Annotated in this window: 19 protein-coding genes and 2 tRNA genes; 16 read left to right on the forward strand and 5 right to left on the reverse strand. The window is 46.9% G+C overall.

Annotated features, from left to right (window positions below):
• Positions 1-641 precede the first annotated feature (641 nt).
• The 3 genes from LS482_RS11580 to LS482_RS11590 all read right to left on the reverse strand — a co-directional run bounded on the left by LS482_RS11580 (position 642) and on the right by LS482_RS11590 (position 1,594).
• Positions 642-716 (reverse strand) — tRNA-Val (locus LS482_RS11580).
• 111 nt (positions 717-827) lie between these two features.
• Positions 828-1,328, reverse strand: coding sequence for an ecotin (locus LS482_RS11585; protein ID WP_233027693.1), 501 nt, complete (start codon positions 1,326-1,328; stop codon positions 828-830).
• 193 nt (positions 1,329-1,521) lie between these two features.
• Positions 1,522-1,594 (reverse strand) — tRNA-Met (locus LS482_RS11590).
• Between the two features lie 298 nt (positions 1,595-1,892).
• Between LS482_RS11590 and LS482_RS11595 the strand changes: the two genes are divergently transcribed.
• The 5 genes from LS482_RS11595 (at position 1,893) to LS482_RS11615 (ending at position 10,980) form a co-directional block, all read left to right on the forward strand.
• Positions 1,893-3,374, forward strand: coding sequence for a Na+/H+ antiporter NhaC family protein (locus LS482_RS11595; RefSeq protein ID WP_233027694.1), 1,482 nt, complete (start codon positions 1,893-1,895; stop codon positions 3,372-3,374).
• Positions 3,375-3,566: 192 nt separating this feature from the next.
• The gene (locus LS482_RS11600) at positions 3,567-4,925 is read left to right on the forward strand and encodes a Gfo/Idh/MocA family protein (RefSeq protein WP_233027695.1); all 1,359 of its coding nucleotides are present in this window, start codon (positions 3,567-3,569) and stop codon (positions 4,923-4,925) included.
• A gap of 80 nt (positions 4,926-5,005) precedes the next feature.
• Positions 5,006-7,969, forward strand: a complete 2,964-nt coding sequence (locus tag LS482_RS11605) for a SusC/RagA family TonB-linked outer membrane protein (protein ID WP_233027696.1) — start codon at positions 5,006-5,008, stop codon at positions 7,967-7,969.
• Between the two features lie 16 nt (positions 7,970-7,985).
• Positions 7,986-9,635, forward strand: coding sequence for a RagB/SusD family nutrient uptake outer membrane protein (locus LS482_RS11610; RefSeq protein WP_233027697.1), 1,650 nt, complete (start codon positions 7,986-7,988; stop codon positions 9,633-9,635).
• Positions 9,636-9,651: 16 nt separating this feature from the next.
• Positions 9,652-10,980: a DUF3472 domain-containing protein gene (locus LS482_RS11615; RefSeq protein ID WP_233027698.1), complete on the forward strand. Its 1,329-nt coding sequence runs from the start codon at positions 9,652-9,654 to the stop codon at positions 10,978-10,980.
• Positions 10,981-11,230: 250 nt separating this feature from the next.
• On the opposite strand, the gene LS482_RS11620 is transcribed toward LS482_RS11615, so the two are convergent.
• On the reverse strand, positions 11,231-12,103 hold the full coding sequence (locus tag LS482_RS11620) for a sugar phosphate nucleotidyltransferase (protein ID WP_233027699.1): 873 nt from the start codon (positions 12,101-12,103) through the stop codon (positions 11,231-11,233).
• A 51-nt stretch (positions 12,104-12,154) separates the two neighbouring features.
• The gene (locus tag LS482_RS11625; RefSeq protein ID WP_233027700.1) at positions 12,155-13,279 is read right to left on the reverse strand and encodes a mevalonate kinase family protein; all 1,125 of its coding nucleotides are present in this window, start codon (positions 13,277-13,279) and stop codon (positions 12,155-12,157) included.
• Between the two features lie 180 nt (positions 13,280-13,459).
• On the opposite strand from LS482_RS11625, the gene LS482_RS11630 reads away from it, so the two are divergent.
• From LS482_RS11630 to LS482_RS11680, 11 genes are all read left to right on the forward strand, one after another.
• The gene (locus tag LS482_RS11630) at positions 13,460-14,509 is read left to right on the forward strand and encodes a LacI family DNA-binding transcriptional regulator (protein ID WP_233027701.1); all 1,050 of its coding nucleotides are present in this window, start codon (positions 13,460-13,462) and stop codon (positions 14,507-14,509) included.
• A 480-nt stretch (positions 14,510-14,989) separates the two neighbouring features.
• On the forward strand, positions 14,990-15,421 hold the full coding sequence (locus tag LS482_RS11635) for a DUF2061 domain-containing protein (protein WP_233027702.1): 432 nt from the start codon (positions 14,990-14,992) through the stop codon (positions 15,419-15,421).
• Complete coding sequence (cysC, locus tag LS482_RS11640) at positions 15,403-15,996, forward strand: adenylyl-sulfate kinase (protein WP_233027703.1); 594 nt, start codon at positions 15,403-15,405, stop codon at positions 15,994-15,996. Before LS482_RS11635 ends, cysC begins: the two co-directional genes overlap by 19 nt.
• A 9-nt stretch (positions 15,997-16,005) precedes the next feature.
• Positions 16,006-16,911, forward strand: coding sequence for a sulfate adenylyltransferase subunit CysD (gene cysD / locus LS482_RS11645; RefSeq protein WP_233027704.1), 906 nt, complete (start codon positions 16,006-16,008; stop codon positions 16,909-16,911).
• Positions 16,912-16,943: 32 nt separating this feature from the next.
• Positions 16,944-18,200, forward strand: coding sequence for a sulfate adenylyltransferase subunit CysN (gene cysN / locus LS482_RS11650; protein WP_233027705.1), 1,257 nt, complete (start codon positions 16,944-16,946; stop codon positions 18,198-18,200).
• Between the two features lie 12 nt (positions 18,201-18,212).
• A complete protein-coding gene (cysQ, locus tag LS482_RS11655; RefSeq protein ID WP_233027706.1) occupies positions 18,213-19,007 on the forward strand; it encodes a 3'(2'),5'-bisphosphate nucleotidase CysQ in 795 nt (264 codons plus the stop codon).
• A 758-nt stretch (positions 19,008-19,765) separates the two neighbouring features.
• Positions 19,766-20,671, forward strand: a complete 906-nt coding sequence (gene rfbA, locus LS482_RS11660) for a glucose-1-phosphate thymidylyltransferase RfbA (protein ID WP_233027707.1) — start codon at positions 19,766-19,768, stop codon at positions 20,669-20,671.
• Positions 20,672-21,024: 353 nt separating this feature from the next.
• A complete protein-coding gene (gene rfbC / locus LS482_RS11665) occupies positions 21,025-21,597 on the forward strand; it encodes a dTDP-4-dehydrorhamnose 3,5-epimerase (RefSeq protein WP_233027708.1) in 573 nt (190 codons plus the stop codon).
• Positions 21,590-22,444, forward strand: coding sequence for a dTDP-4-dehydrorhamnose reductase (gene rfbD / locus LS482_RS11670; RefSeq protein ID WP_233027709.1), 855 nt, complete (start codon positions 21,590-21,592; stop codon positions 22,442-22,444). The genes rfbC and rfbD overlap by 8 nt, the downstream gene beginning before the upstream one ends.
• Before the next feature lie 534 nt (positions 22,445-22,978).
• Entirely contained in the window at positions 22,979-24,007 is a 1,029-nt protein-coding gene (gene rfbB / locus LS482_RS11675; RefSeq protein WP_233027710.1) for a dTDP-glucose 4,6-dehydratase, read from the forward strand.
• Between the two features lie 85 nt (positions 24,008-24,092).
• Positions 24,093-24,260 (forward strand): hypothetical protein, encoded by a 168-nt coding sequence (locus LS482_RS11680; protein WP_233027711.1) that lies wholly within the window; start codon positions 24,093-24,095, stop codon positions 24,258-24,260.
• The last annotated feature ends 880 nt before the right edge of the window (positions 24,261-25,140 follow it).

Raw genomic sequence — 25,140 nt, forward strand, 5'->3', positions numbered from 1 at the left:
TTTGCTTTATGGCAATTTTTCTTTCTGTGCACAGGCAATGCAAATTTTGCCCGTCTCACAATTTTTAATTCTTACATCTTATTATAGTCATAGATCATAGGTTTTACATCGGCTCAATCCTAAAAGTTGTGGACATTGTTGGTGTTCAGACGTCAACAGGACATAAGAGGTACGACCTGCGATTTATGATATGGTCCCTTTTTGTTACAGGTTTGTACTAACCTCAATTGAGAGTCATTTATTGCAGCCCTTGAGTAGTATAAAAAATTATAGTCTTGTTGCTGGGTTAACAGGTTAACGACAGGTTATTGAGTTCATGCGTGATGTCCAAATAAATAAATAGCTGAAATACAATTTAATAGCCTGAAAAAACCACTGTACCTTTCAGTACAGTGTGGTTTGGTTTTTAGTAAAAGGAGTCATGAAACCGGAAACGATCCCGGGTTTACGATGTATCGGCCTCACATACAACATTCAGTCAAAAAACATTTGTGTATGCGTGGCGAAACCAAAACCGGAAACTTACAACAAACGAAAAACCCCACAACCTTTGCCTCCTGATCCCTTACATCTCATATCTGAAATCCGTTTTTAAAGCATAAAAAAAGAGCATCAGAATTGATACTCTCATTTCAAAACCGTGGGTCATACTGGATTCGAACCAGTGACTTCCACCCTGTCAAGGTGACACTCTAAACCAACTGAGTTAATGACCCAAAAGAGAAAGGTTCCGGAGCCTCCGGAACCTTTTTACAGTCCGCGAGACGCATATCCCGGGCCAAATATACCAAAATATAATATATTAATCGTTTCAGGTAACGGTTATGTTACTGCTTAACTTCACTGGCCTGATAAATATCTTCTTCTGCTTTATATATTTTGAATTGCACATCATATTCTTCCGGGACATAGATGACGATGGGTAATTTCCCGTTGTACCTTACCATTTCAGGTTGGGCAGAAATAAATTGACGTACTGTTTTCTTATCAAGACAGGCCATTTGGGTAGATATGACATTTCCTTCGGTCTTGAAAATATAATAATTATACCCCCAACCCTGTAAGTCCTTTTTTTCTAAGGTACCTTGAAGACCGTGTTTGTTACAAGCGTCTACCTGTATCCATTTTCCGACGGTGAATTCTATTTTCTTATTGGTATCCTTATCGGAATAAGGAACTTCGATCACCATTTGCTTAAATCCTTTTTCAGGTTTGGGGTAAATAGATAAATCGGTTTTTGTTATGGATGATTGTCCCATAGCTATGGAGCTCAAGCACAAAAGTGCGACTAAAAATAAACCGGTTTGCTTAAATGCTACTGCTTTCATGATAACTGAGTTTTTACACATCCTACCAAAACCTATACCAAAATAGAAGGTTCCTTCGTTTGTTTTCCGAAAATTGTTCCCGATCCTTGACCCGTTTATTGGCTTATTTTATAAGAAAAATCCATTTTTTTCACGGAAAGCCCCGGGGTATAAAAAGCAAAAACCCCAGTGTTTACTGAGGTTCTTTCCGTAGTAGCGGGAGCTGGACTCGAACCAGCGACCTTCGGGTTATGAGCCCGACGAGCTACCTACTGCTCTATCCCGCGATGTTTGCGGTTGCAAAGATACAAGGTTTTTGTGATCTTGCAAACAAATACGGGATATTTTCAATACATAAATTTTTAAGGCTCCCGGAAGTATTGGCGGTTAGGTTTTTAAGCAAGCGGGAAACGGAAAGTTGCAGGAAAATTTTTGGCAAAATCCCAAGGGATTGGTTTTTTAAATAAAAATCACCTATTTTGTGCTGGTCTACTGCCTTTATGAGCATTGGCGTTTTTGTTTGATCAACATCTGTAAGCTGTTGTAGTTAATGATAGCAATAGGCTTATAATTCGATTTACCTCTATGGACAACTATGGCTTTCTCTCCGTTTTACCTCCGGTACTTGCAATTATTCTGGCGTTAAGGACAAAACAGGTTTACCTGGCGCTGCTCTTCGGGATCTGGTTTTCATGGGTGATCATGAGTGACTGGAATATTTTTACAGGAACACTGGCCACCATAGAGGGTTTTGTCAATGTGTTTAAATCACCGGGAAATACCAGGACCATTATGTTCAGTGCCCTGGTAGGCGCCTTGTTATTGTTTATTCAGTATTCAAGGGGAGTTGAAGGGTTTATTCACAAACTCAATAAACTCATTGTTTATTTTGAGAAAAAACAAAAGGGCTACAGCAGGGTTATGGTACAATTACTCGCCATGCTGACGGGAATCCTGCTCTTTGTGGAAACCAATATCAGCTCACTCACCGTAGGGACATTGTACCGCCCGGTCTTTGATCAACTTAAGATCCCTAGAGAAAAACTGGCGTATATCGCAGACTCTACTTCGGCACCCTCATCCATCCTCATTCCGTTTAATGCATGGGGGGCATTTGTCATGGGATTGTTGCTCACCCAGGGGATTGAAGCTCCTTTTTCCCTGATGCTTTCGTCCATTGCCTATAATTTTTATCCCCTGATCACCATACTCATAGTTTTTATAGTGATCGTTTCCAGAAAGGATATCGGCCCCATGGCTAAGGCGGAACAAAGGACCCGGGAGACAGGAATGCTGATGAATGAGAACGCCAAGCCCATGCTATCGAACAAAGTAACTTCTTTCGAAACCAAAAAAGGGGTCAAAGCCAGGGCGCTTAATATGATCATTCCCCTCGGGGTCATGGTGGTTATGATGCCTGTTAACCTGGCATATACCGGCTGGGATAAAGTGGAAGACGCCAACTCTTTTTCGGAGCACCTGTTCAGGTCTATCGGTCAGGGATCGGGGTCTTCTGCGGTGTTGTATGCCGTGATGGCGGCTATATTGACGGCGATGATCCTTTACAGGGCCCAGGGGATCATGAAAACAAAGGAAATGGTGGATATTACCTTAAAGGGGATCAGCGAACTTATGCCACTGGCATTACTGATGCTGCTTGCTTTTGCCATCGGGGATGCCTGTAACCAGCTGGGAACGGGAGAGTTTGTGGCCGATTTCTCCAGGGATTGGCTCTCCCCCGAATTCCTTCCGGCCATTATTTTCCTGATAAGTGCATTCATCGCTTTTTCCACCGGGACCTCTTGGGGTACCTTTGCCATTATGATGGCTATTGCCATCCCGATGGCCGAAATTCACCAGTCGGAACTGACCCTGGTGGTCGCGGCTACCCTCGGAGGAGGGGTTTTTGGCGATCATTGCTCACCCATTTCAGATACTTCCATCATATCCTCCATGGCTTCGGCGAGTGACCATATAGATCACGTTAATACCCAGCTTCCGTACGCGCTGATAGGTGGAATTTTCACTACGCTGCTTTACCTGGTTCTGGGGATGCTTTTTGTGTAAGTATCCGAAACAGGTATTATTTTATTACAAAAAAATCAGGAAAAAAGCAACATTTGTGTCCTGTGTTTTGTTAAAATTACTACTGTGTTATAAAATTGTTATCGAACACATTTGATTTTTGGTAAAAAATTTATTTCTTCGTAGAGCAATTTTGAAGCGAATCATATTTCATTAACAATAATATTCAGAGAAATGAGCTCAAGAAGGGATTTTATCAAAAAAACTGCGATAGCAGGAGCGGGTATTTCCGTAGTTCCCAATATGTCTTTCGGAAATATTTACGGAAAAGGCGATACCAAACTACGGCTGGCATTTATCGGGGTGGGACTCAGGGGTACCAACCATCTCAACAATGCACTGCAGCGGAAGGACCTTGAAATAACCGCTGTTTGCGATATAGATCCCGGGAGGATAAAGATCGCTTTGAAGAAAATAGAAGATGCCGGATTCAAAAAACCGAAAGTATTCGGAGATAACGAGTACGACTACCGTAACCTGTTGGAACTTAAAGAGGTTGATGCCGTGGTCATCGCCACGCCCTGGTTGTGGCATACCAGAATGGCCGTTGACGCCATGAAAGCCGGAAAATATACCGGGCTGGAAGTTTCCGCCGCCAATACGCTGGAAGAGTGCTGGGATCTTGTAAATACCCATGAAGAGACCGGATCTCACCTGATGATACTGGAAAACGTGAACTACCGCCGGGACATTCTCGCTGTATTGAATATGGTAAAACAAAACGTTTTCGGCGAACTGGTACATTTCCGTTGCGGATACCAGCACGATCTGCGTGAAGTAAAATTCAATGACGGAAAACAACCCTACGGAGGAGGCGTTGAATTCGGGGAAAAGGCCATTTCCGAAGCCAAATGGAGGACCCGGCATTCGGTGTTGAGAAACGGGGATATGTATCCTACACATGGCGTGGGCCCTATAGCCGTGATGAACGATATAAACCGGGGTAACCGTTTTGTATCACTGACCTCCAATGCTACCAAGGCCATCGGATTGCATAACTACGTAGTAAAACACGGGGGGAAAGACCACCCTAATGCCAAGGTGAAGTTTAAACAGGGCGATGTGATTACCACCACTATAGAAACTTCCAACGGGGAAACCATTATCGTAACGCACGATTGTAACCTGCCCAGACCTTATTCGTTAGGTTTCAGGGTACAGGGAGCCAACGGGCTCTGGGAAAATGACGGCGACCGGATATACATAGAAGGCAAATCCGAACCGCACCGCTGGGATTCCGATAAGGAATGGCTTGAAAAATATGACCACCCGCTGTGGCAAAAATACGGGGAGCACGCTACGGGGGCCGGACACGGCGGTATGGATTTCTTTGTGCTCAACGCCTTTGTAGAATCTGCCAAACGGAATACAGCACCACCGCTCGATGCTTATGATGCCGCGGCCTGGAGTGCCATCACTCCGCTTTCCGAAGCGTCTATAGAAAACAACGGAGAACCTCAGGATTTTCCTGATTTTACCAGGGGGCTGTGGGTTAAACGGCAGCCTTATAACTGGATGAAGGATACGTATTGATCCAACCACAGCTTTTAGCCGGGAGCTTTCCGGGTTAAAAGTTGCTTTCTTTTAAACTACTAACTCAAACTCAAATTTTTATGAAGAATGCATTAAGTTTTTTAGTCTTCTTCTTTTTCGCCTTTTTTTGTGTACGTGCACAAAATGAAGAGACGGTAAAAGGAGTGGTTACCGACGACACCGGTTTCCCTATTATGGGCGCCAGTGTTGTAGTGGAAGGGACCTCGGCAGGGACCTCTACCAACATGGACGGGGAATACACCATTACCGTTCCGGAAGGAGGCACAGCCCTCGAAATTTCATACCTGGGGATGATATCCCGGGTTGTTGCCATTGACGGGCAGACAACAATTAACGTAACACTGAAGGAAGATGTATCCCAGCTCGATGAAGTGGTAGTGGTGGCCTATGGAACACAAAAGAAATCGGATGTTACGGCCTCGGTGACCAGTATCGATGCCGAAGAGTTAAATGATGTAACGTCATCGGATGTCTCGACCATGATACAGGGAAAAGCTTCGGGAGTACAGGTTTTACAGGGGTCCGGTGAGCCGGGTTCGGTGCCGTCGATCCGGGTGCGTGGCGTGTCTTCCATTGATGGAAGGGTGAGCCCCCTATGGGTGGTGGACGGTGTTATTATGCACGGAACGCCCAACCTGAACCCCAACGAGATCGAATCCATTTCGGTGTTAAAAGATGCTTCGGCCACTTCCTTATACGGATCAAGAGGGGCCAATGGCGTAGTGGTTGTTACCACTAAACAGGCAAAAACCGGCCGTAGCGAACTGACGATTTCAACCAAAACCGGTTTTTCGCAATTCAATCAGGGAAACTTCGAAGTGATGAACTCAAGGCAGATGTACGACTACTACAACGCCTTCGGGGATACTTTCGACAGGGAACAGAATGCCTGGTTTAACGAAAGTCTGCTGAACAGGGATTACGACTGGATTGGAAACGGAACACAAACAGGGGTTGTACAAGACCACAACCTGGTGTTCACCGCCGGGACCGAAGTGACCAAGACCTATATTTCCCTGGGGTATTATGATGAAACGGGGACCATAAAAGGGAATGATTTTGACAAACTGAGCTTTCGCCTGAATCACAATTACAAAGTAAACGACAAGCTGACGCTAAAGCCAAAAGTAGGACTTAACTACAGCACCAGGGAAAAACAACAACATTCCATGTATAGCATGACCACTTATATGCCCTGGGATCTGCCCTACGATGACGGTGGAAATATAGTGAATCCTCAGGAAGACGGCGTTTCCTGGATAGGCCGGGACAATAACAATTACCGCTACGATCTTCAGTGGAATTATTCGGAAGGACAGGAATTTAACCTGTATACCAATTTCGATATAGAATACAGGTTTTCAGATCACTGGAGTTTTATATCGACCAATGGCTATACCTTGTACAAGTACGACAGTAAATCATATACAGATCCGAGGTCAAACAGCGGGCTGGCCGATAACGGAAGGTTGTATCAGTTCAATTCAAAGAGGATCACAAGGTTTACCAACCAGATGCTAAAGTATATCAACTCCTGGGGAGATCACAGTTTAACGGCACTGGTAGCCTATGAGTATAACGATTATGTATACCAGGATTTTTCAGCTACCGGGCGGGGAATTGTTCCGGGAACAGAGATCCTGGATAATGCCGCAGGCCCCAAGGAAGTTACGGGAGGCAAAAACGAATATGCATTGCAATCCCTGCTTTTCAACTCCAATTACGCATATGCCGACCGCTATCTTGCCCAGTTGTCGGTACGTAGGGACGGGGCGTCCAATTTCGGAGAAAACAATCAGTACGGTACGTTCTATTCTGCCAGTGCAGGCTGGAACATACACAATGAAAACTTTTTTAATATAGATGCCGTCAATCAGTTAAAACTGAGAGTGAGTTTCGGGGCCGTGGGGAACCGCCCGAGATCGTTATACCCGCAATACGGCCTGTACAGCCTGAAAAACACGTACAACGGGGTTCCTGTCGCTACACCGGACCAGTTGGCCAACGAAGACGTGTCCTGGGAAAAATCCTATCAAACCAATATAGGACTGGATACCAGGCTGTTCGACAGGATCGGACTTTCTCTCGATTACTATATCAAAAACACTTCCGATCTGTTGTATTTCGTGACCATTCCGGATGTCACTGGGTATAGCGGTTACTGGGAAAATATCGGCGGTGTCAGGAACAGGGGATTCGAAGCCGTGGTGGATGCCGACATTATCCGCAAGGACAATTTCCTGTGGACATTCAATTTCAATATCGGTGTCAACAGGAACGAGGTTACCGAATTGCTGGACGGCGAGCCGATCGTGGTGGCCGGAAACAGGAAACGGCTCAACGAAGGCGACGATGTAAATACCTGGTATATGCGTAAGTGGATGGGGGTAGACCCGGAAAACGGCGATCCCCTATGGGAAATGATAGACAAGGAGACCGGCGAAAGGTCACTGACAAACAACTGGAATGACGCCACTCCGCAAAATGTAGGATCTTCAACCCCCGATTTTTACGGTGGTTTTGGAACGATGGTACAATCTCACGGGATCAGTCTTTCTGCAAACTTTGCCTTTACCCGGGGAAACCAGATCTACAATTACAACAGGGAACTGTATGATGCAGATGGCGCCTATCCTACATACAACCAACAGGTATTGACCAATGGATGGAACAGATGGGAAGAACCCGGGGATAATGCCACACACCCGAAACTGGTTCACGGAGGAAACAAGCTGTCCAACAAGCTGTCGTCGCGATACCTGGAAGACGGAAGCTTTTTGAGGATGCGAAATATAAGACTGGGCTACGAACTACCCGAAAAATGGATAAACTCCATTGGATTGGGCAGGCTGAATATTTACGTGTCCGGAGATAATTTGTGGACCCTTACCGATTTTTCCGGTATGGACCCGGAGGTCGGCGTAAATCCGGACAGTGCGCAAAAGTCTACGGCAGATGGGGTGTATAGCAGCCTCTACCCGGTATCCAGGCGGATCACCTTTGGCCTGAATGCTTCATTTTAACCAAAAAAACTAAAAGATGAGACGAATCATATACAGTATACTCCTGATGGCATCATTTACAGCATGCGATCTGGACAGGTTCCCATACGATGCTGTGGAAACCGATGAATTATTTGCAGACGAAGGTGGGCTCCAGGCAGCAACCCAGGGCTCTTATTCCCTTTTAAAAGGAGATGCCAACGGCAATGGTTTTTCGCCCCAGCTACACCGGCTGGCGGAATATTCGGGAGATAATGTTTCACTGAGCGGAACAACAACAGACGACCTTTTCTATACCTATAATTATAACAACGTTACCACCAGCAGTAAGGCCAATGATCTGTGGCGGTCGGGTTACCGTGCTATTGTAAGTTGTAATAATGTTATAGAACTGGCAGTAGAAGGAGAAGCTGCGGAATCCGACCATTTGATCGGTGAAAACTATTATTTGAGGGCATATGCATATTTTCAGCTGGTCAATGTCTTTGGGAAACCCTATTCCCGGGGAAGGTCCAATCTGGGCGTTCCTCTCAAGTTGACGTCGGATGTTGAAGATATTCCCGACAGGCATACCGTAGGGGAAGTATATGACCAGATCGTTGCCGACCTGTTAAAGGCAGAATCGCTGATGACCGTATCGAAGACCAATGCCTATGCCACCAAAGAAGCCGCACAGGCGTTGTTGTCCAGGGTTTACCTGTACATGGAAGAAAATGAAAAAGCCGTAACCTATGCCGACAAGGTGATCAATTCCGGCCGTTTTAACCTAATTCCCAACGCAGAACTTGCCAAATATTTTGTAAAAGTACCGGAAGACAATACGGAAACCATTTTCTGTTTCCGGTATGTGGAAGATTCCGATTATAATCACGGCTGGTATACGGTCGGTTCGTTATATGCCAACATACAGGGCTCGGGCTGGGGAGAAATGTATGCTTCCAGCTCGTATCTGAACCTTGTCAACCAACATCCGGAAGATGCCAGGAAAGGATTTATTGAGCCACAATATGAACTGGATGAAGAAGAAAACAGGATCCCTGCCGTATACTGGGTAAATGACAATTACAATTACCAGTTCCGAAGGACTTTTGAAGAAAACGGAAAGACATATTTTACACAGGAAGGAACAAACTACGAAGTAGTGCCCGAAGAAGGAGAAGACAGGACGTTGTACTATTTTGTAAACGGTTCGGGGGAAAAGGTCTATGTAGAAAAAAAATACGATATGTATAAGCGTAACGGCTATCCCAAATTCTATATTCTCAAGACCTCCCTTCAGGAAAACGTACCGCATTTGTGGTCGCCCGTAGTGTCCCGCCTGGCGGAAATGTACCTGAACAAGGCCGAGGCCTATGCCAAAATGGGGAATGAAGGCGAGGCCCTGAACAATGTCAATGTCATCAGGGAACGGGCAGGAATACCGGTTTATGACAGTGCTGTTGATTTTCCCTATGGAAAAGACCTGCTCGATGTGGTGCTGGATGAACGACGGCTGGAACTGGCCTACGAAGGACACCGCAAGTTTGATGTTTTCCGGAACAACAGGGTCATGAACAGGCGTTATCCCGGTACGCATCTTAACGGGAACAATCCTTATTATGAAGTGTTGCCCACAGATAACCGTGTAATAGAATACATTCCGGAAAGCCAGATCAATACACAACCGTCATTGATCCAGAACGATTGATAAAAACCATTGAACCATGAAATACTTAGCAAAATACTTTTGTTTATTGTCCGCAGTACTGTTGCTCGTTTCCTGTGTCAACGGAAATGTTATCCCGGGAGATGTGGAAGAAGATCAGGAACCGGAATTTTCCATCCGCATCCCCCCGGGAGGGAACAGTTGGGTGGTGAACGACCCGGAAGCAAACGAAGCTGTTATTTTCGATTCCGGCATACACAACTGGACCGCTACGGATCACGTGATCCGTACCTGGTTCAAGGTGACCAGGGCAGGAGAACTCCATGTAGGTTTAAACGCCAAGGCTCCGACCGGAGTATCGGTATTAAAAGTTACCCTGGGTGAGGAAACCAGGGAAATAACCTTAGAGAATACTGACTACGAAGATGTTCCCGTAGGGATCTTTGAAGTGGAAACACCGGGGTATTACTATGTGGAATTAGCGGGTAAGGAAAAATCCTCGACCTATATAGCCGATGTTAACGAAGTACTTCTCGGAGGGTCGGCAACCGAAGATACGGTCTACTATGTAAAAGACGATTTCTACTGGGGAAGGAGGGGCCCTTCGGTACACCTGAATTATGAAATGCCGGCTTCGGAAGATATACTTTGGTTCTACAACGAGATCACCGTACCCGAAGGCGAAGATATTTTGGGCTCCTATTTTATGGCCAACGGTTTCGGCCAGGGGTATTTCGGTATGCAGGTCAATTCGGAAACGGAACGAAGGATACTGTTTTCCGTATGGAGCCCTTACGAAACGGACGACCCGTCCAGCATTCCGGACGATTATAAGATCATCCTTCTGGACAAGGGAGAAGATGTGTATGCGGGAGAGTTCGGTAATGAAGGCTCCGGGGGACAGAGCTACAAAAAGTTTATGTGGAAAGCCGGGAATACCTACAGGTTTTTGCTGAAGGGTGAACCTTCCGAAAATAATTCCACCGATTTTACAGCCTGGTTTTATGCCCCTGAAACCGGAAAATGGCAGCTTATGGCCAGTTTCCGCAGACCCTATACCAGCACCTACCTGAGCAGGTTGCATTCCTTCCTGGAAAATTTCAGGACAGCGACCGGGTTTAAGAGCCGAAAAGGACTGTACACCAACCAGTGGGTCCGGGATACGTCCGGGGAATGGCACGAACTGACCAGGGCGAAATTTACTGCTGATGCCACGGCCAGGAAAGAGGCCCGTATGGATTATTCAGGGGGAACGGAAAGAAACGGGTTCTTTATGAAAAACTGCGGTTTTTTCAGTGACAATACCCCAATAGATAGCTATCACACCCGGGAAGCCGGGGGTACGCCTCCGGCCATAAACTGGTCTGAACTGGATGGAACAGACTGAAAAGGGTGAATTTGACTTTGTTTTTGTTTATTTATTTTGATTTGGCAAAAATGCCGCCCACATACCGGGCGGCATTTTTTGTCGAACTTGTTGAAGGGATATCAATAATGTATTGAGTGAAGCACGAATAAACCTTTGGGCAACCGCATAAACCGGTAATGACGCCCCCCTGTCACCGCTGTTAAACAGAAAAGGCAGGGACCGTAAAATTCCGGTCTCCTGCCTTTGGTCTTGAACAGAGGGTAAGTTATTATTCCCAGCGCAGTTCCGGGAAGTGTTTTTCGAGGTATTTCTTTACGGCTGCAATATCATCTTTGGCCGTGAGGTCCGGTACGTGTTCCGAAAAAGGGATGCCCGCCGCAGAACCCGGGAAGTCCCGTATCATGTTCAATAAGGCCGTAGGAAGTTCCTTTTCGTTTCTTTCCGGGTGAACGGGACAGTCTTTCAGGTAGGGGTAAAACATTTTGCCGTCAAATTTAAAAGCATTCATGCTCACCCTTATCTTACCGTTGTCGTCTTTGTATTTCGGAATGTCCTCCACTGCCGGTTTTTCGACGATATCGAGCAGCAGGTTATCCTTGTCCGTATGTGCAACGGCAAAACGGGACACCCTTTCATGGGGAAAATCCAGTGCGTCGCGGTCATAGGCGATAAATGCATGGGGCGTTTCGGCTTTTCGCAATGCCCGTAGCGCTTCTGTAGAATACAGGTTGTCACTGTTACAAACCGAATAGGCCTGTTCGTTGAGTTCCGGGTACTGTTCCACCGCCTGGAAAAGGGCGTCTGCCGTTCCCAGGGGCTTTTCCCGGCCTTCGGGGATATATTGTACGGCAAAGGAGATGTTCAGGCCGTAAAAGTCATTATCTCTTGAGGCGCTGCCGTAAAATTCCCTGAAGAGTGCCCCTTTTTCACTGATCACAATGTAGATGTTTTTGTACCCGGCCTCCCTGGCATTGTAGAGTACGTAGTCCACAAGGGGTCTCCCGTTGGGGCCTACACCTATCAGTCCCTTGCTGCGTTCATTGGCCTGGTTGATCTCCTCCGCGGTTAGTCCGGTAAAGGCGGTGGGCTTTTTCATTCTGGAGGAAGCACCTCCTGCTAAGATAATCAGATTGTCGTGCATGTCTCTGGTTCTTTTTTCCGGGGAGTTATGGGTGATCAGCGCTGCTCCCCGTTATGGTTTGTTATTTGTTTTAAAAACAGTGTTTATTATTCTTGCGCCGCGGTCAACAGACACCTCGTAGGCATCCTTTGCACCGGCTGTTTTAAGGGCACTTATTACTTCTTTTTCCCTTCCGGGGGCTATGACCACAATACAGCCTCCGCCCCCCGATCCTACGATCTTGGCCCCGAAAGCGCCGGCCTTCAGAGCGGCGTTGACCATATCGTCTATACGCGGTACGGTAATGTGGAGCAGGTCGCGCAGAATATTGTGGTGTTCGTTCATCAGTGCCCCGAGGTGCAGCATATCCGGTTCTTTGTGTTGCAACAGTTCCAGTGCCTGTTTGGTACAGGCGTGGTTGCGCACGGCTGCTTCAAAGAAAGGGTGCAGTTGTTCCGGCAGAAGGTCGAGGTACTGCGGGAGATCCTCATGGGTGGTATGTTCCAGAACAAAGTCCGGACGTTTCTTTTTTATAGAGGCTACGGCTTCCAGGGCATTGTTTTTCAAGCGGCTCAGCGTACCTATGGTTTCCTTGGGGATACCCGATTCGGCAACGATAAGGCCTTTTAAGGAACTGCCTATGACATTGCAGGAAAAGTCGTGGCCGGTTTCGATGTGCACGATGTTTCCCACCCCGATGCTGTACTGGTCCATTTTCCCCCCGGGTTCCCCGTGTTCCAGGACCTCTGCTTCATAAGCGATCTGGGACAGGGCGGAAGGGGTGACTTCCGCTTTCGTGCCGAAGGCCGTGGCCAGGAAATTAACCCAGGCGACTACTACGGCCGTGGAACTGGATATTCCGGCATTCATAGGAACGTCGCCTCTGATCTCTATGTCATATCCCTGGTCCGGTTTGCACCCGTGGCGGTGTAACACCTTGAGGGAAGAAACAAGGTAATCCCTGTAGGCGAGTTCGTGAGCAGATACATCGAGGGGGATACTCCTTTTGTCGTTGAGGTCCGGCAGCATGAGGTTAAATGTGTTCTTACCGTTGGGTACGGCCTTCAGGGTCACAAAGCGGTTAATGGCACAGGCAATTACCGGGAGCCCCAGGTAGTCCTGGTGATCCCCGAAGAGGCATACCCGGCCCGGGGCGATAGAAAGTATTTTTTCTGTTTTCTTTTTTAAAATGGTCATGTAATTTACGTTATCTCATCAATACAAAGCACACGGATCGTGCAGATTAATGAGTGATAATATGGCTAAAATATAAAATCCCTTTTTTAGGAGGGAACAAATGTATGAATTTGTGTGTTCGAGCACAAAAATATAAAAAGAATTAATTATTTTTATATATTTGAATGTTAAATAAAAGCAATGCTCAAGAAAAAGTACACCATCGCGGATATAGCCTCTATGGCGGGTGTCTCCAAAGGCACGGTGGACAGGGTTATCCACAAAAGGGGTAAGGTGTCCAAAAAGGCGCATGAAAAGATCACCAGGATACTGAAAGAGATCGATTATCAGCCCAACCTCGTAGCCAGGAACCTGAAAAAGAACAAGACCTACAGGTTACTTGTGCTTATCCCCGATCCGGAAAAGGATTCCTACTGGGCGCCCTGTGTAGAAGGAATAAATACGGCTTCCAGGGAGTTTCAGGCCTTCGGGGTAATGATAGAAGTGTTTTTCTTCGATCCTTCCAGTACCAGGAGTTTTACCTCCAGGAGCAAGGAAGTGCTCAGGAACAAGCCCGACGGTGTGGTGTTCGTGCCTTTATTCTACCAGGAGGCACTTACTTTTACGGAGTATTGCGAAAAGAACAATATTACCCTGGCTACCTTCAATAGCTCCGTTAATTCCAATAGTGCCAGGAGTTTTATAGGCCAGGACCTCCATAAAAGCGGTAGGGTGGCCGGCAAATTAATGCATATGCTGGTGCCCGGTAAAGGGCATCTGGCCGTGGTGCATATGGATGAAGTCTATAAAAATGCCATCCACATGCAGGAAAAGGAAAAAGGGTTCAGGGATTATTTTGACGGGGCAGACCCGGGACGTACCATAGTTACACATAAAATTCCCGAAAAAAATATCCGTAAAATCCGCAAATCCGTTCGCGAATTTCTGGAGTTACATCCTGAAGTATCCGGGATATTCGTCACTACTTCCAAGGCCTACCTGCTGGCGGAAACTTTTCCGAAGGGAAAAACCGGGATACGTGTGGTGGGCTACGACCTTATCGAAAAAAACCTCGAATGCCTGGATGCGGGAAGTGTAGACTTTCTGATCCACCAGAACCCGAGGCAGCAGGCTTACCTGGGCGTAAGCTATCTTTCCGAATATTTTGCCTTTGATAAAAAGATACCGGACAACAAATTATTGCCCATAGATATTATTACTTCCGAGAATTATATGCATTACCTGGAATAATTTTTCGGGGCTGTTCACTTTTCCGGATTTCGAAGGGAGGGTGATGTATTCGGGCTTCCGGTGTTATTGAGCACAGCATTGAAAAACCTGTAATTTTCCCGGCCTTTTTTTAATAAAACATCATGAATTTATTAAATCTTACAAATAAAGTAGGTAAATACGTGTTTTTTTAGTACTATCGCAAGCGTTTGGTTCGCAGTAAGAGAATTGTAGTACAGCTTTACCGATGGTAAATTGAGGGCGAAAAAGCTTTTTATATGAAAAAAAGTGACAGGACATAATTTATTCTTACATCCCCCGTTGTAGGAACTGAGCTTTTTTAATTGTTTTTGCAATTGTAGTGTACTATTTTTGGCGCGGCCCGGTAAAATAGGTACAGGTTACGGAAAGAATAACCTCGATGGCATCCAAATTGAAGTATAGTATACAAGGCGGGAAAGTTAAGAAGAAGGATACTAAAAAAATACGGGAAGAGAATCTATGGGGAATAATTCACAAAAGAGGCACATAGTCAAAGCAGTTACCTGGCGCATTGTGGGCACGATAGATACTATGTTACTTTCATGGGTTATTTCCGGTAATCCCATGTCCGGACTTAAGATCGGACTTACGGAAGTCGTGACCAAGATGGTACTTTACTATTTTCACGAAAGGGCCTGGTTCAAGGCGGATATGCCGGACAGTAGAAAACGACACCTGTTGAAAACAGTGAGTTGGCGCGTGGTCGGTACCATAGACACCATGATACTGGCATGGATCATTACGGGCAATCCGATGACGGGAATGAAGATCGGCCTTGCGGAAGTCATGACCAAAATGATATTGTACTATCTTCACGAGCGGGTCTGGTATAAAATTGATTATGGTTTAAATAAAAGGAAACGGGGAAAACGATGGAAAAAAATGTCGTAAAACAATACTACAAAGTCTCCAAGAGGGAGCGAAACCTCAGCAACGGGCACAATTCTTTCCTGTTGTGGTTTACCGGGCTGTCCGGTTCCGGGAAGTCTACGATAGCAAATGCCGTGGAGCAGCGGCTGCACGATGAAGGGGTAAAAACCTACGTACTCGATGGTGATAATATACGGCGGGGGATCAACAGCGACCTGTCCTTTAGTCCGGAAGACCGGTCGGAGAACATCCGGCGGATCGCCGAGATCGCCAATTTAATGGTGGACGCCGGGCTCGTGGTACTGGCTGCTTTCGTATCGCCCTATAAAAAAGACAGGGAATTTATTGCAAACACCGTAAAACCCAGTAATTTTGTAGAGATTTATGTGAGTACCAGCCTGGAGGAGTGTGAACGCCGGGATGTGAAGGGGTTGTACAAAAAGGCCCGGGAAGGTAAAATAGATAACATGACCGGTGTTTCCGCCCCTTACGAGGCGCCGGAAAATCCCGATATAGAAATCCATACCGAAAAGGAATCGGTGCCGGAAGCCGTGGAAAAAGTAATGAATGCAATTAAAACCAAATTAGAAAGCTAAGTAAAGATCATGACTAAGTATTATTTGAATTACCTGGATGAGCTCGAGTCGGAGGCCATATACGTGTTGCGGGAGGTATGGGCGCAGTTTCAGAATCCCGTTATCCTCTTTTCGGGAGGAAAGGACTCCATCGTAGTGACCCATCTGGCCCGTAAGGCCTTTTACCCCGCAAAAATACCGTTTGCACTGATGCATGTCGATACCGGCCATAATTTTCCGGAAACCATTGCATTCCGTGATAAACTGATTGATGAACTGGGAGTCCGGCTTATTGTTGGTTCGGTACAGGAATCCATTGACAAGGGACGTGTCGCCGAAGAAAAAGGAAAGAACGCCACGCGTAATTCCCTTCAGATCACTACTTTGCTGGATGCTATCGAAGAAAATAAAATAGATTGTGCCATAGGAGGAGGGCGCCGTGATGAAGAAAAGGCCAGGGCCAAGGAACGTTTTTTCTCCCACAGGGACGACTTCGGACAGTGGGACCCCAAAAACCAGCGTCCCGAGTTATGGAACCTCTTTAACGGCAAATACTTTGAAGGAGAGCACTTCAGGGCCTTTCCCATAAGCAACTGGACGGAAATGGATGTATGGAACTACATAAACCGGGAAAACATACAGATCCCTTCGCTTTACTTTGCACATGAAAGAGAGGTGGTTTGGCGCAATAATTCCTGGATACCCAATTCGGAATTCCTGAAACTCGGAGAACACGAAGAAGTTATAGTTAAAAAAATACGTTTCCGAACACTCGGGGACATTACCATTACCGGGGGAATCGAATCCGAAGCCGATACGGTCGAAAAAATCGCCGAGGAAGTATCCGCCATGCGACAGACCGAACGCGGAAACCGCTCGGACGACAAGCGCTCGGAAACTTCCATGGAAGACAGGAAGCGCCAGGGATATTTCTAATAACTGAATGATTAAAGAAAAAGAAAGAAACAATGCAACTCGATAAAAGCCAATTATTGCGATTCACCACCGCAGGTAGTGTAGATGACGGAAAAAGTACTTTGATAGGACGCTTGCTGTTCGATTCCAAGTCCATTTTCGAAGACCAGCTGGAGGCCGTGGAAAGCACCAGTAAGAGAAAAGGGCACGACGGGGTGGATCTCGCCCTGTTTACCGATGGCCTGAAAGATGAAAGGGAGCAGGGGATCACCATAGATGTGGCCTACCGCTATTTTACCACCCCTAAACGGAAATTCATCATTGCCGATACGCCCGGCCATGTTCAGTATACGCGAAATATGGTGACCGGGGCATCTACGGCCAATGCGGCCATTATTCTTGTAGACGCCCGTCACGGAGTGATCGAGCAGACCAGGAGGCACGCCTTTATTGCCTCTCTTTTGCAGATACCGCATATTATTGTATGTGTGAATAAAATGGACCTCGTGGATTTTTCCGAGGAAGTATTTAACAACATCGTGAGCCAGTTTGAGGAGTTTTCCTCAAAACTGCTGGTAAAGGACATTCGTTTCCGGCCTATCAGCGCCCTGCTGGGCGATAATGTTGTGAACCGTTCGGAAAACATGCCCTGGTATGAAGGGTCTACATTACTGCATACCCTGGAAACCATGCACATCAGCAGTGACATCAACAAGGTGGATGCCCGTTTACCCGTACAGACCGTACTGCGGCCGCAAAGTGAAGCGTACAGGGACTATCGCGGTTACGCCGGAAGAATGGCCAGCGGAGTATTTCGTCCCGGCGATGAGATCACTGTACTGCCCTCCGGTTTTACCTCGAAAATAAAAACCATAGATACATATGATGGTGCTGTTGAAGAGGCCTATGCGCCCATGTCCGTTTCGGTGACACTGGAAGATGATATAGATATCAGCCGGGGCGATATGATCGTGCGTTCCAACAATAAGCCCGAATCTTCACAGGATGTGGAGGTGATGCTTTGCTGGCTGAACAACAGCCCGGCCAAACCGCGTGCAAAATATACCGTAAGGCATACGTCCAACGAACAAAAGGCCATGATCAAGGAAATCGTGTACAAGATTGATATCAGTACTCTGGACCGGAGCCCGGATGGGGAAGGGTTGGAGATGAATGACATATGCAAGGTGAAACTCCGTACAACCAAACCGCTGCTGTTCGATTCTTACAGGGAAAGCCGTGCTACGGGAAGTCTTATCCTTATCGATGAAGATACCAATGAGACCGTAGCTGCGGGGATGATCGTGTAAATGGCTGTAAAGATGGAATTGAATCAATTACTGGAAGTGGCCATAAAGGCCAGCCTCAGTGCGGGCGATAAAATAATGCACATCTATGACAACGAGGATTTTGAAGTGGATTTTAAATCGGATGACTCGCCGCTGACCAAAGCGGACATCGCGTCTCATAACGAGATCATGAGCTTTCTGAAAGAAACCGATATCCCCGTATTGTCTGAAGAAGGAAAAGAACTCGCCTACGAGGAGCGAAAAAACTGGGATACCCTGTGGATCGTAGACCCGATAGACGGGACCAAGGAATTCATCAAAAAGAACGGGGAATTTACCGTAAACATTGCACTGGTAAAAGACCAGTCGCCTGTACTCGGGGTGATCTACGTACCCGCTTTAAGGGAACTCTATTTTTCTACGGCAGAAACGGGAGCGTATAAGTGTACGGATATATCCGGTTATGATACGGTGGAAGAATGGAAATCCGCTTCGGCAAAACTTCCCCGTAAAAAGAACGGGGAGGCATACACCGTGGTGGCCAGCAGGTCGCATTTGTCGCCCGAAACCAAAGATTTTATCGATGCGTTGAAAGAAAAACACGGTCGTGTGGAAACCATCTCCAAGGGGAGTTCCCTCAAGCTGTGTATGGTGGCGGAAGGTGAGGCCGATTGTTATCCGCGCTTTGCCCCTACAATGGAATGGGATACTGCCGCTGGACAGGCCATTTGTGAGCATGCCGGGTTTACGGTTATCGATTATACCACTAAGGAAAAAATGAAATACAACAGGGAGAACCTGTTGAATAACTGGTTTTTGGTGAATTGATATCCGGGATCCTTTTCTAAACTTACATTAATTAGCTTTCATAAAAGGAACTGCCTGAAGGTGCGTTAATCCGGAGCATAGATTATGCATTTTCAGGCGGTTTTTGTTTTATAGATGCTCTAAGGCCAAAAGCCGGCTCTGTCCGAAAATGATTTTCATTACCCCGAAAAGATGTTTTTTATTGCAGTTTAAGGAAAATCTACAAATCAAAGGAATACGTCACTGCGATCCCGATGGATATCGGGAGCTGCAGTCTCCCGGCAGGTATGCGCCTACCTGTTGCTGAGCACTTCGGCAAGCTGGGCAGGCTCAATGCATGGCCTGAGGGGAACCTGATTTTCCGCGATTTTTTGCCCCGCCCCTAAAGGGTGATCCCGATAAATATCGGGAGTGGATAATCAGGTTCCTTTTAAGTGTGTACTTTTATGGTTTAAGACTTGAAAAGTGAGACGCTCAGGGACTCCTGGACTCCCCAACTCCAAAACTCCTCAACTCCCCAACCAAAAGGAATGCGCTACACGTCACTGCGAGTGAAACACTGCAGTCTCCCGGCGGGTATGCGCCTACCACCGGAGGTATGTTGCCGGCCTCCGGGAGATTGCCAACCTTCAATTTATGTTCAGGGCATGCATCAATGAACGATGGTAACACCATTGGAGGATTAAACCATCCCTGTTTCCCTCCCGCAATTATCCCAAAAGTATTACATTAGCGTATATTTGCTTAACGGTGGTGATTAAACCACAAAAAGAAACACCATGAAGGGAATTGTCCTTGCAGGAGGCTCCGGCACCCGTCTATACCCGGTGACCAAGGGGGTTTCCAAACAATTACTTGCTATCTATGACAAGCCTATGGTCTATTATCCGCTGTCGGTATTGATGCTGGCGGGGATCAGGGAAATATTGCTCATCTCCACTCCGGATGACCTGGGAAATTTCAGGAAACTGCTCGGTGACGGCAGTGAACTGGGGATCAGGCTGAGCTATGCAGAACAACCCCGCCCGGAGGGCCTGGCCCAGTCTTTTACCATTGGCCGGGATTTTATCGGGGACGATGATGTTTGCCTGGTGCTGGGCGATAATATATTTTACGGTCACGGGCTTACGGAACTTTTAAAGAAGTCGGTTCGGCATGTGGAAGAAGAAGGAAAGGCTACGGTATTCGGTTATTATGTACAGGATCCGGAACGTTACGGGGTTATTGAATTTGACAGTGCCGGAAATGCGCTCAGTATCGAGGAAAAACCAGCAAAACCGAGGAGCAATTATGCCGTGACCGGGCTTTATTTTTATCCCAATTCCGTAGTGGATATCGCGGAACGTATACAACCCAGCGCCCGTGGCGAATTGGAAATAACGTCGGTAAACCAGGAGTACCTGCATCGGGGCGGGTTAAAAGTGGAGCTCATGGGCAGGGGATATGCCTGGCTCGATACGGGGACACACCAATCCATGATGGAAGCGTCCAATTTTATCCAGACCATAGAAAAGCGACAGGGACTAAAAGTGGCCTGTCTCGAAGAGATTGCTTTTGACCGCGAGTACATCAACAGGGAGCAATTACGTGCCCTCGCCGAACCCCTGGGCAAAAGCGAATACGGACAGTACCTGTTGCGCAAGGCGGAGATAAAAAGAAAAGGTGACGGGGAGGAAGTAGAATAAAACCGAATTAATGGTGGTTACGCTGAATTTTATCAAAATAAGGTGAATAATGCTTAAGGGCTATGAATCAAAAGTATTTCAAAAGTATACTTCTTGTTTGAGCCGTAAAACAAGCTCCTCCCTTGACCCCGATAGTTATCGGGAGAAGGGAGGTGTCTCGACTTCAGTCGTGACGGAGGGTTTGAAAGCCCGGACCACAGGTAAAGCACAAACATTCAGAGTAAAGGCCCCAATCCTGTGCCAAACCGGTTTCCAGGACTTCGCAAGGATATCCTGTGTTTCAATATCCCTGGCGCAAGACTTTAATGACGAATAATTAAAAAAACAGTTCTAAATAAAACTGCTGAACATACATGAAATTCACCAGAACCGAAATTCCGGACATCATCATTTGTGAACCCGAGGTCCATGGCGATAGCCGGGGATATTTTATGGAAAGTTTCCGTTGCGACCGGCTCGAAACTTTTATCGGGCGGTCTGTCAATTTTTGCCAGGACAATGAATCCCGGTCTTCCCGTGGCGTGCTGCGGGGGTTGCATTATCAGTTCCTCCCGCATGCACAGACCAAACTGGTACGGGTTATCGAAGGAAGGGTGCTGGATGTCTCCTTAGATATACGGAAAGGATCTCCTACCTTCGGAAAATATGTGGCCCTGGAACTCTCCGGCGAAAATAAAAAACAGGTATTTATACCACGGGGTTTTGCCCACGGTTTTGTAGTGCTGAGCGATACGGCCCTGTTTTCCTATAAAACGGATGCCTATTACCATCCGGAAAGCGAGCGGGGAATAGCTTTTAACGATCCTACCCTGGCTATCGACTGGAAATTGCCGGAGAGTGAACTGAAGTTATCTGCCAAAGACCGCGAACAACCGTTATTCGAAAAGGCGGAATTTTTTGATTTTAATACCGGTTTATATGGGTAAGATCTTGGTAACGGGAGCCTCCGGGCAGGTAGGACGGGAATTAAAAAAACTCTCCGGCAAAGGTGATTTTCTCTTTGCAGATCGTGCTTCACTGGATATTACCGATATGGAAAAGGTGAAACAGTTCCTCGGAAAGCACCCTGTGGAAGCGGTGATCAATAGTGCGGCCTATACCGCTGTGGACAAAGCGGAGTCTGAACCCGAAAAGGCAAGACGGGTAAATGGCGAAGCCATGGAAACCCTGGCCGAAGCGTGCAGGATCCGGAACCTGAAACTGATACATCTTTCTACCGATTATGTTTTTAACGGTAAAAATCACCGGCCCTACAGGGAAGATGATCCCGCCGCCCCGGTAAATGTATACGGACAAACAAAGTGGGAAGGCGAAGAGATCATAAGAACGATCAATCCGGAAAATGCCGTGATCATCCGTACTTCGTGGCTTTATTCCGCACAAGGCAGTAATTTTGTAAGAACCATGCTGCGCCTGGGAGCGGAAAAAAAAGAAATCCGGGTTGTCGATGACCAGGTAGGGTCTCCCACCTATGCCGGAGACCTGGCTGCAGCGCTACTGAAAATACTGCCAAAGCTCCGCCATAAAAAGGTAAAGACCTATCACTATACAAACGAAGGCGTGTGTACGTGGTATGATTTTGCAGAAGCCATAATGGAATACAAGGGGTTGCCCTGTAAGGTGATCCCGGTCCCCTCTTCGGAATACCCGACCCCGGCACAAAGGCCGTCGTATTCGGTATTGAGTAAGGAAGCGATAAAAAAAGACTTTGACATTAGTATTCCGTATTGGAGAGATAGTTTAAGGAAGTGTTTGAGGGTGATGGGATTTTGATGTCGAAATTCCGTTGCCCCGGCCCTAAAGGGAGCGGAATTTCTCTGGAGGATGTTATGATTGTGAAGTGTAAGTTTTTAATGTTGTAAAGCTTTGGCCCCGTCCCACCCTTTAGGGCTGGGGCAGAAGGACGGGGGTTGGCTTGTAGTACGGTTAATTTAAAGCCGAAATTCCGTTGTCCCCAACCCTAAAGGGAGCGGAATTTCTCTGGGGGGTATATTATGATTGTGAGATATGAATTTTTAATGTTGTAAAGCTTTACCCCCCGTCCCACCCTTTAGGGCCGGGGTAGAAGGACGGGGGGTGGCTCGTAGTACGATTGATGTTAAAGCCGAAATTCCGTTGCCCCAACCCTAAAGGGAGCGGAATTTCTCTGGGGGGATATTATAATTGTGCAGTATAAGTTTTTAAAGTTGTACAGCTGTGACCTCCGTCCCACCCTTTAGGGCCGGGGCAAAAGGACGGAAGCCCGCCATAATCCATCATTCTAAAAACACCTTAAAAAACATAAAACAAAGAAAAAAGAACCCGAAAATGCCTGCAAAAAAGAACATACTGGTAACAGGAGGCCTGGGATTTATAGGCTCCAATTTTATTCCCTGTTTTCTGGAAAAATATCCGGATTATCACGTGATCAACCTGGACCTGGTCACTTATGCGGGTGAAGAGGAAAACCTGGCGGAACTGGAGAATGAAGAACGCTATACCTTTATCAGGGGGGATATCAGGGACAGGAACCTGGTGGAAACCATTTTTAACCGGTTTGATATAGGAGGCGTCATCCATTTTGCCGCAGAGTCGCATGTGGACAATTCCATTAAAAACCCGGGAGTATTTGTAGAGACCAATGTAAACGGTACCTTCACCCTTATTGATGTGGCTTATAAATACTGGATGCAACAACCGTTTACCTGTAAAACGGAATACGAAGGCTGCAGGTTTCATCATATTTCTACGGATGAGGTATACGGCACGCTCGGCGAAACCGGGCTGTTCACCGAAGAAACGCCCTATGCCCCCAATTCGCCTTATTCGGCGAGCAAGGCCGCTTCCGATATGATCGTGAGAAGTTACCATCATACCTATGGTATGAATACCGTGATCACTAATTGTTCCAACAACTACGGTCCCAAACAACACGATGAAAAACTGATCCCAACGGTGATCCGGAGGGCATTACGGGGCGAGGCGATACCCATATACGGCGACGGGGGAAATATCCGCGACTGGCTCTTCGTAAAGGACCACTGTACCGGTATAGCCCTGGCATTTCACAAGGGGCAGGCCGGGGAAGTGTACAATATAGGCGGTAAAAACGAATGGGACAATAATTATATAGCCCGTACCATTTGCGATATCCTGGATGAGGTATGTCCCGCGCCTGCCGGTTCCTATAAAAAGCAGATCACCTATGTGGAAGACCGTGCCGGGCATGACAGGCGCTATGCCATAGACGCGGCCAAAATAGAGAATCAACTGGGCTGGAAGGCCGAAGAAAATTTTGAAAGCGGGATCAGGAAGACAGTGGAATGGTATATAAAAAAGTATAAGGAAAACGGGTGAAAGAGAGAAACCTGTGTCATTGCCACCAAAAACACAAGCCCGGAGAGTATGTCACGCGTCACTGCGATCCCTAATATTTAGTCAATTGCATAAATTGAGATGGCAGCTAAAATCCTCTTTATCAGCCCAGGTTACCAGCGGATCTGCAACGACCGAAAGGGACGTGGTGATCTCCCTCCAGGTATGCGCCTACCTGTTGCTGAGCACTTCGGCAAGCTGGGCAGGCTCAATGCATGGCCTGAGGGGAACCTGATTTTCCGCGATTTTTTGCCCCGCCCCTAAAGGGTGATCCCGATAAATATCGGGAGTGGAAAATCAGGCTCCTTTTAAGTGTGTACTTTTATGGTTTAAGACTTGAAAAGTGAGATTCCCAGGGACTCCTGGACTCCCCAACTCCAAAACTCCTCAACTCCCCAACCAAAAGGAATGCGCTACACGTCACTGCGAGTGAAACACTGCAGTCTCCCGGCGGGTATGCGCATGCCACCGGAGGTATGTTGCCGGCCTCCGGGAGATGGCCACTCCCGATATCCATCGGGATCGCAAAGACGCATACTTGTTATGTTTAAGCGTTGAGAAGTAAGATTCTCCGAAACTCCCCAACTCCATGACTCCGAAACTCCCCAACCAAAAGAAAAGTATTATTATTCTTATGACCCTGCCCGGGTGCTCCGGAAGTTCATAGGAACGGTGGTGAAAACGTTTGTCTTTTTGTTCCCTGACAAGTCCTAAACAGTACCATTTAAGGGATTGTGTATACGCCGAACCAGGTTCGGTATGCCGCTCAAGCAATTGCTTACGCTGCATAAGCAAACCGTTACGCGGTGAACTTGATTGTGTATACGGCGGACTTAATCCCTTAGGCCGCGAACATAACCCTGTTCGCCGCTTGCGCCATTGTGTATGCCGCATAAGTAACCCTGTACGCGGTGAACTTAATTGTGTATACGGCGGACTTAATCCCTTAGGCCGCGAACATAACCCTGTTCGCTGCTTGCGCCATTGTGTATGCCGCATAAGCAACCCTGTACGCGATGAACTTGATTGTGTATACGGCGGACTTAATCCCTTAGGCCGCAAACATAACCCTGTTAGCCGCTCAAGCAGCTGCGTATGAATTCATAAGCAACCCT

The organism is Sinomicrobium kalidii, from assembly GCF_021183825.1.
Classification (GTDB): domain Bacteria; phylum Bacteroidota; class Bacteroidia; order Flavobacteriales; family Flavobacteriaceae; genus Sinomicrobium; species Sinomicrobium kalidii.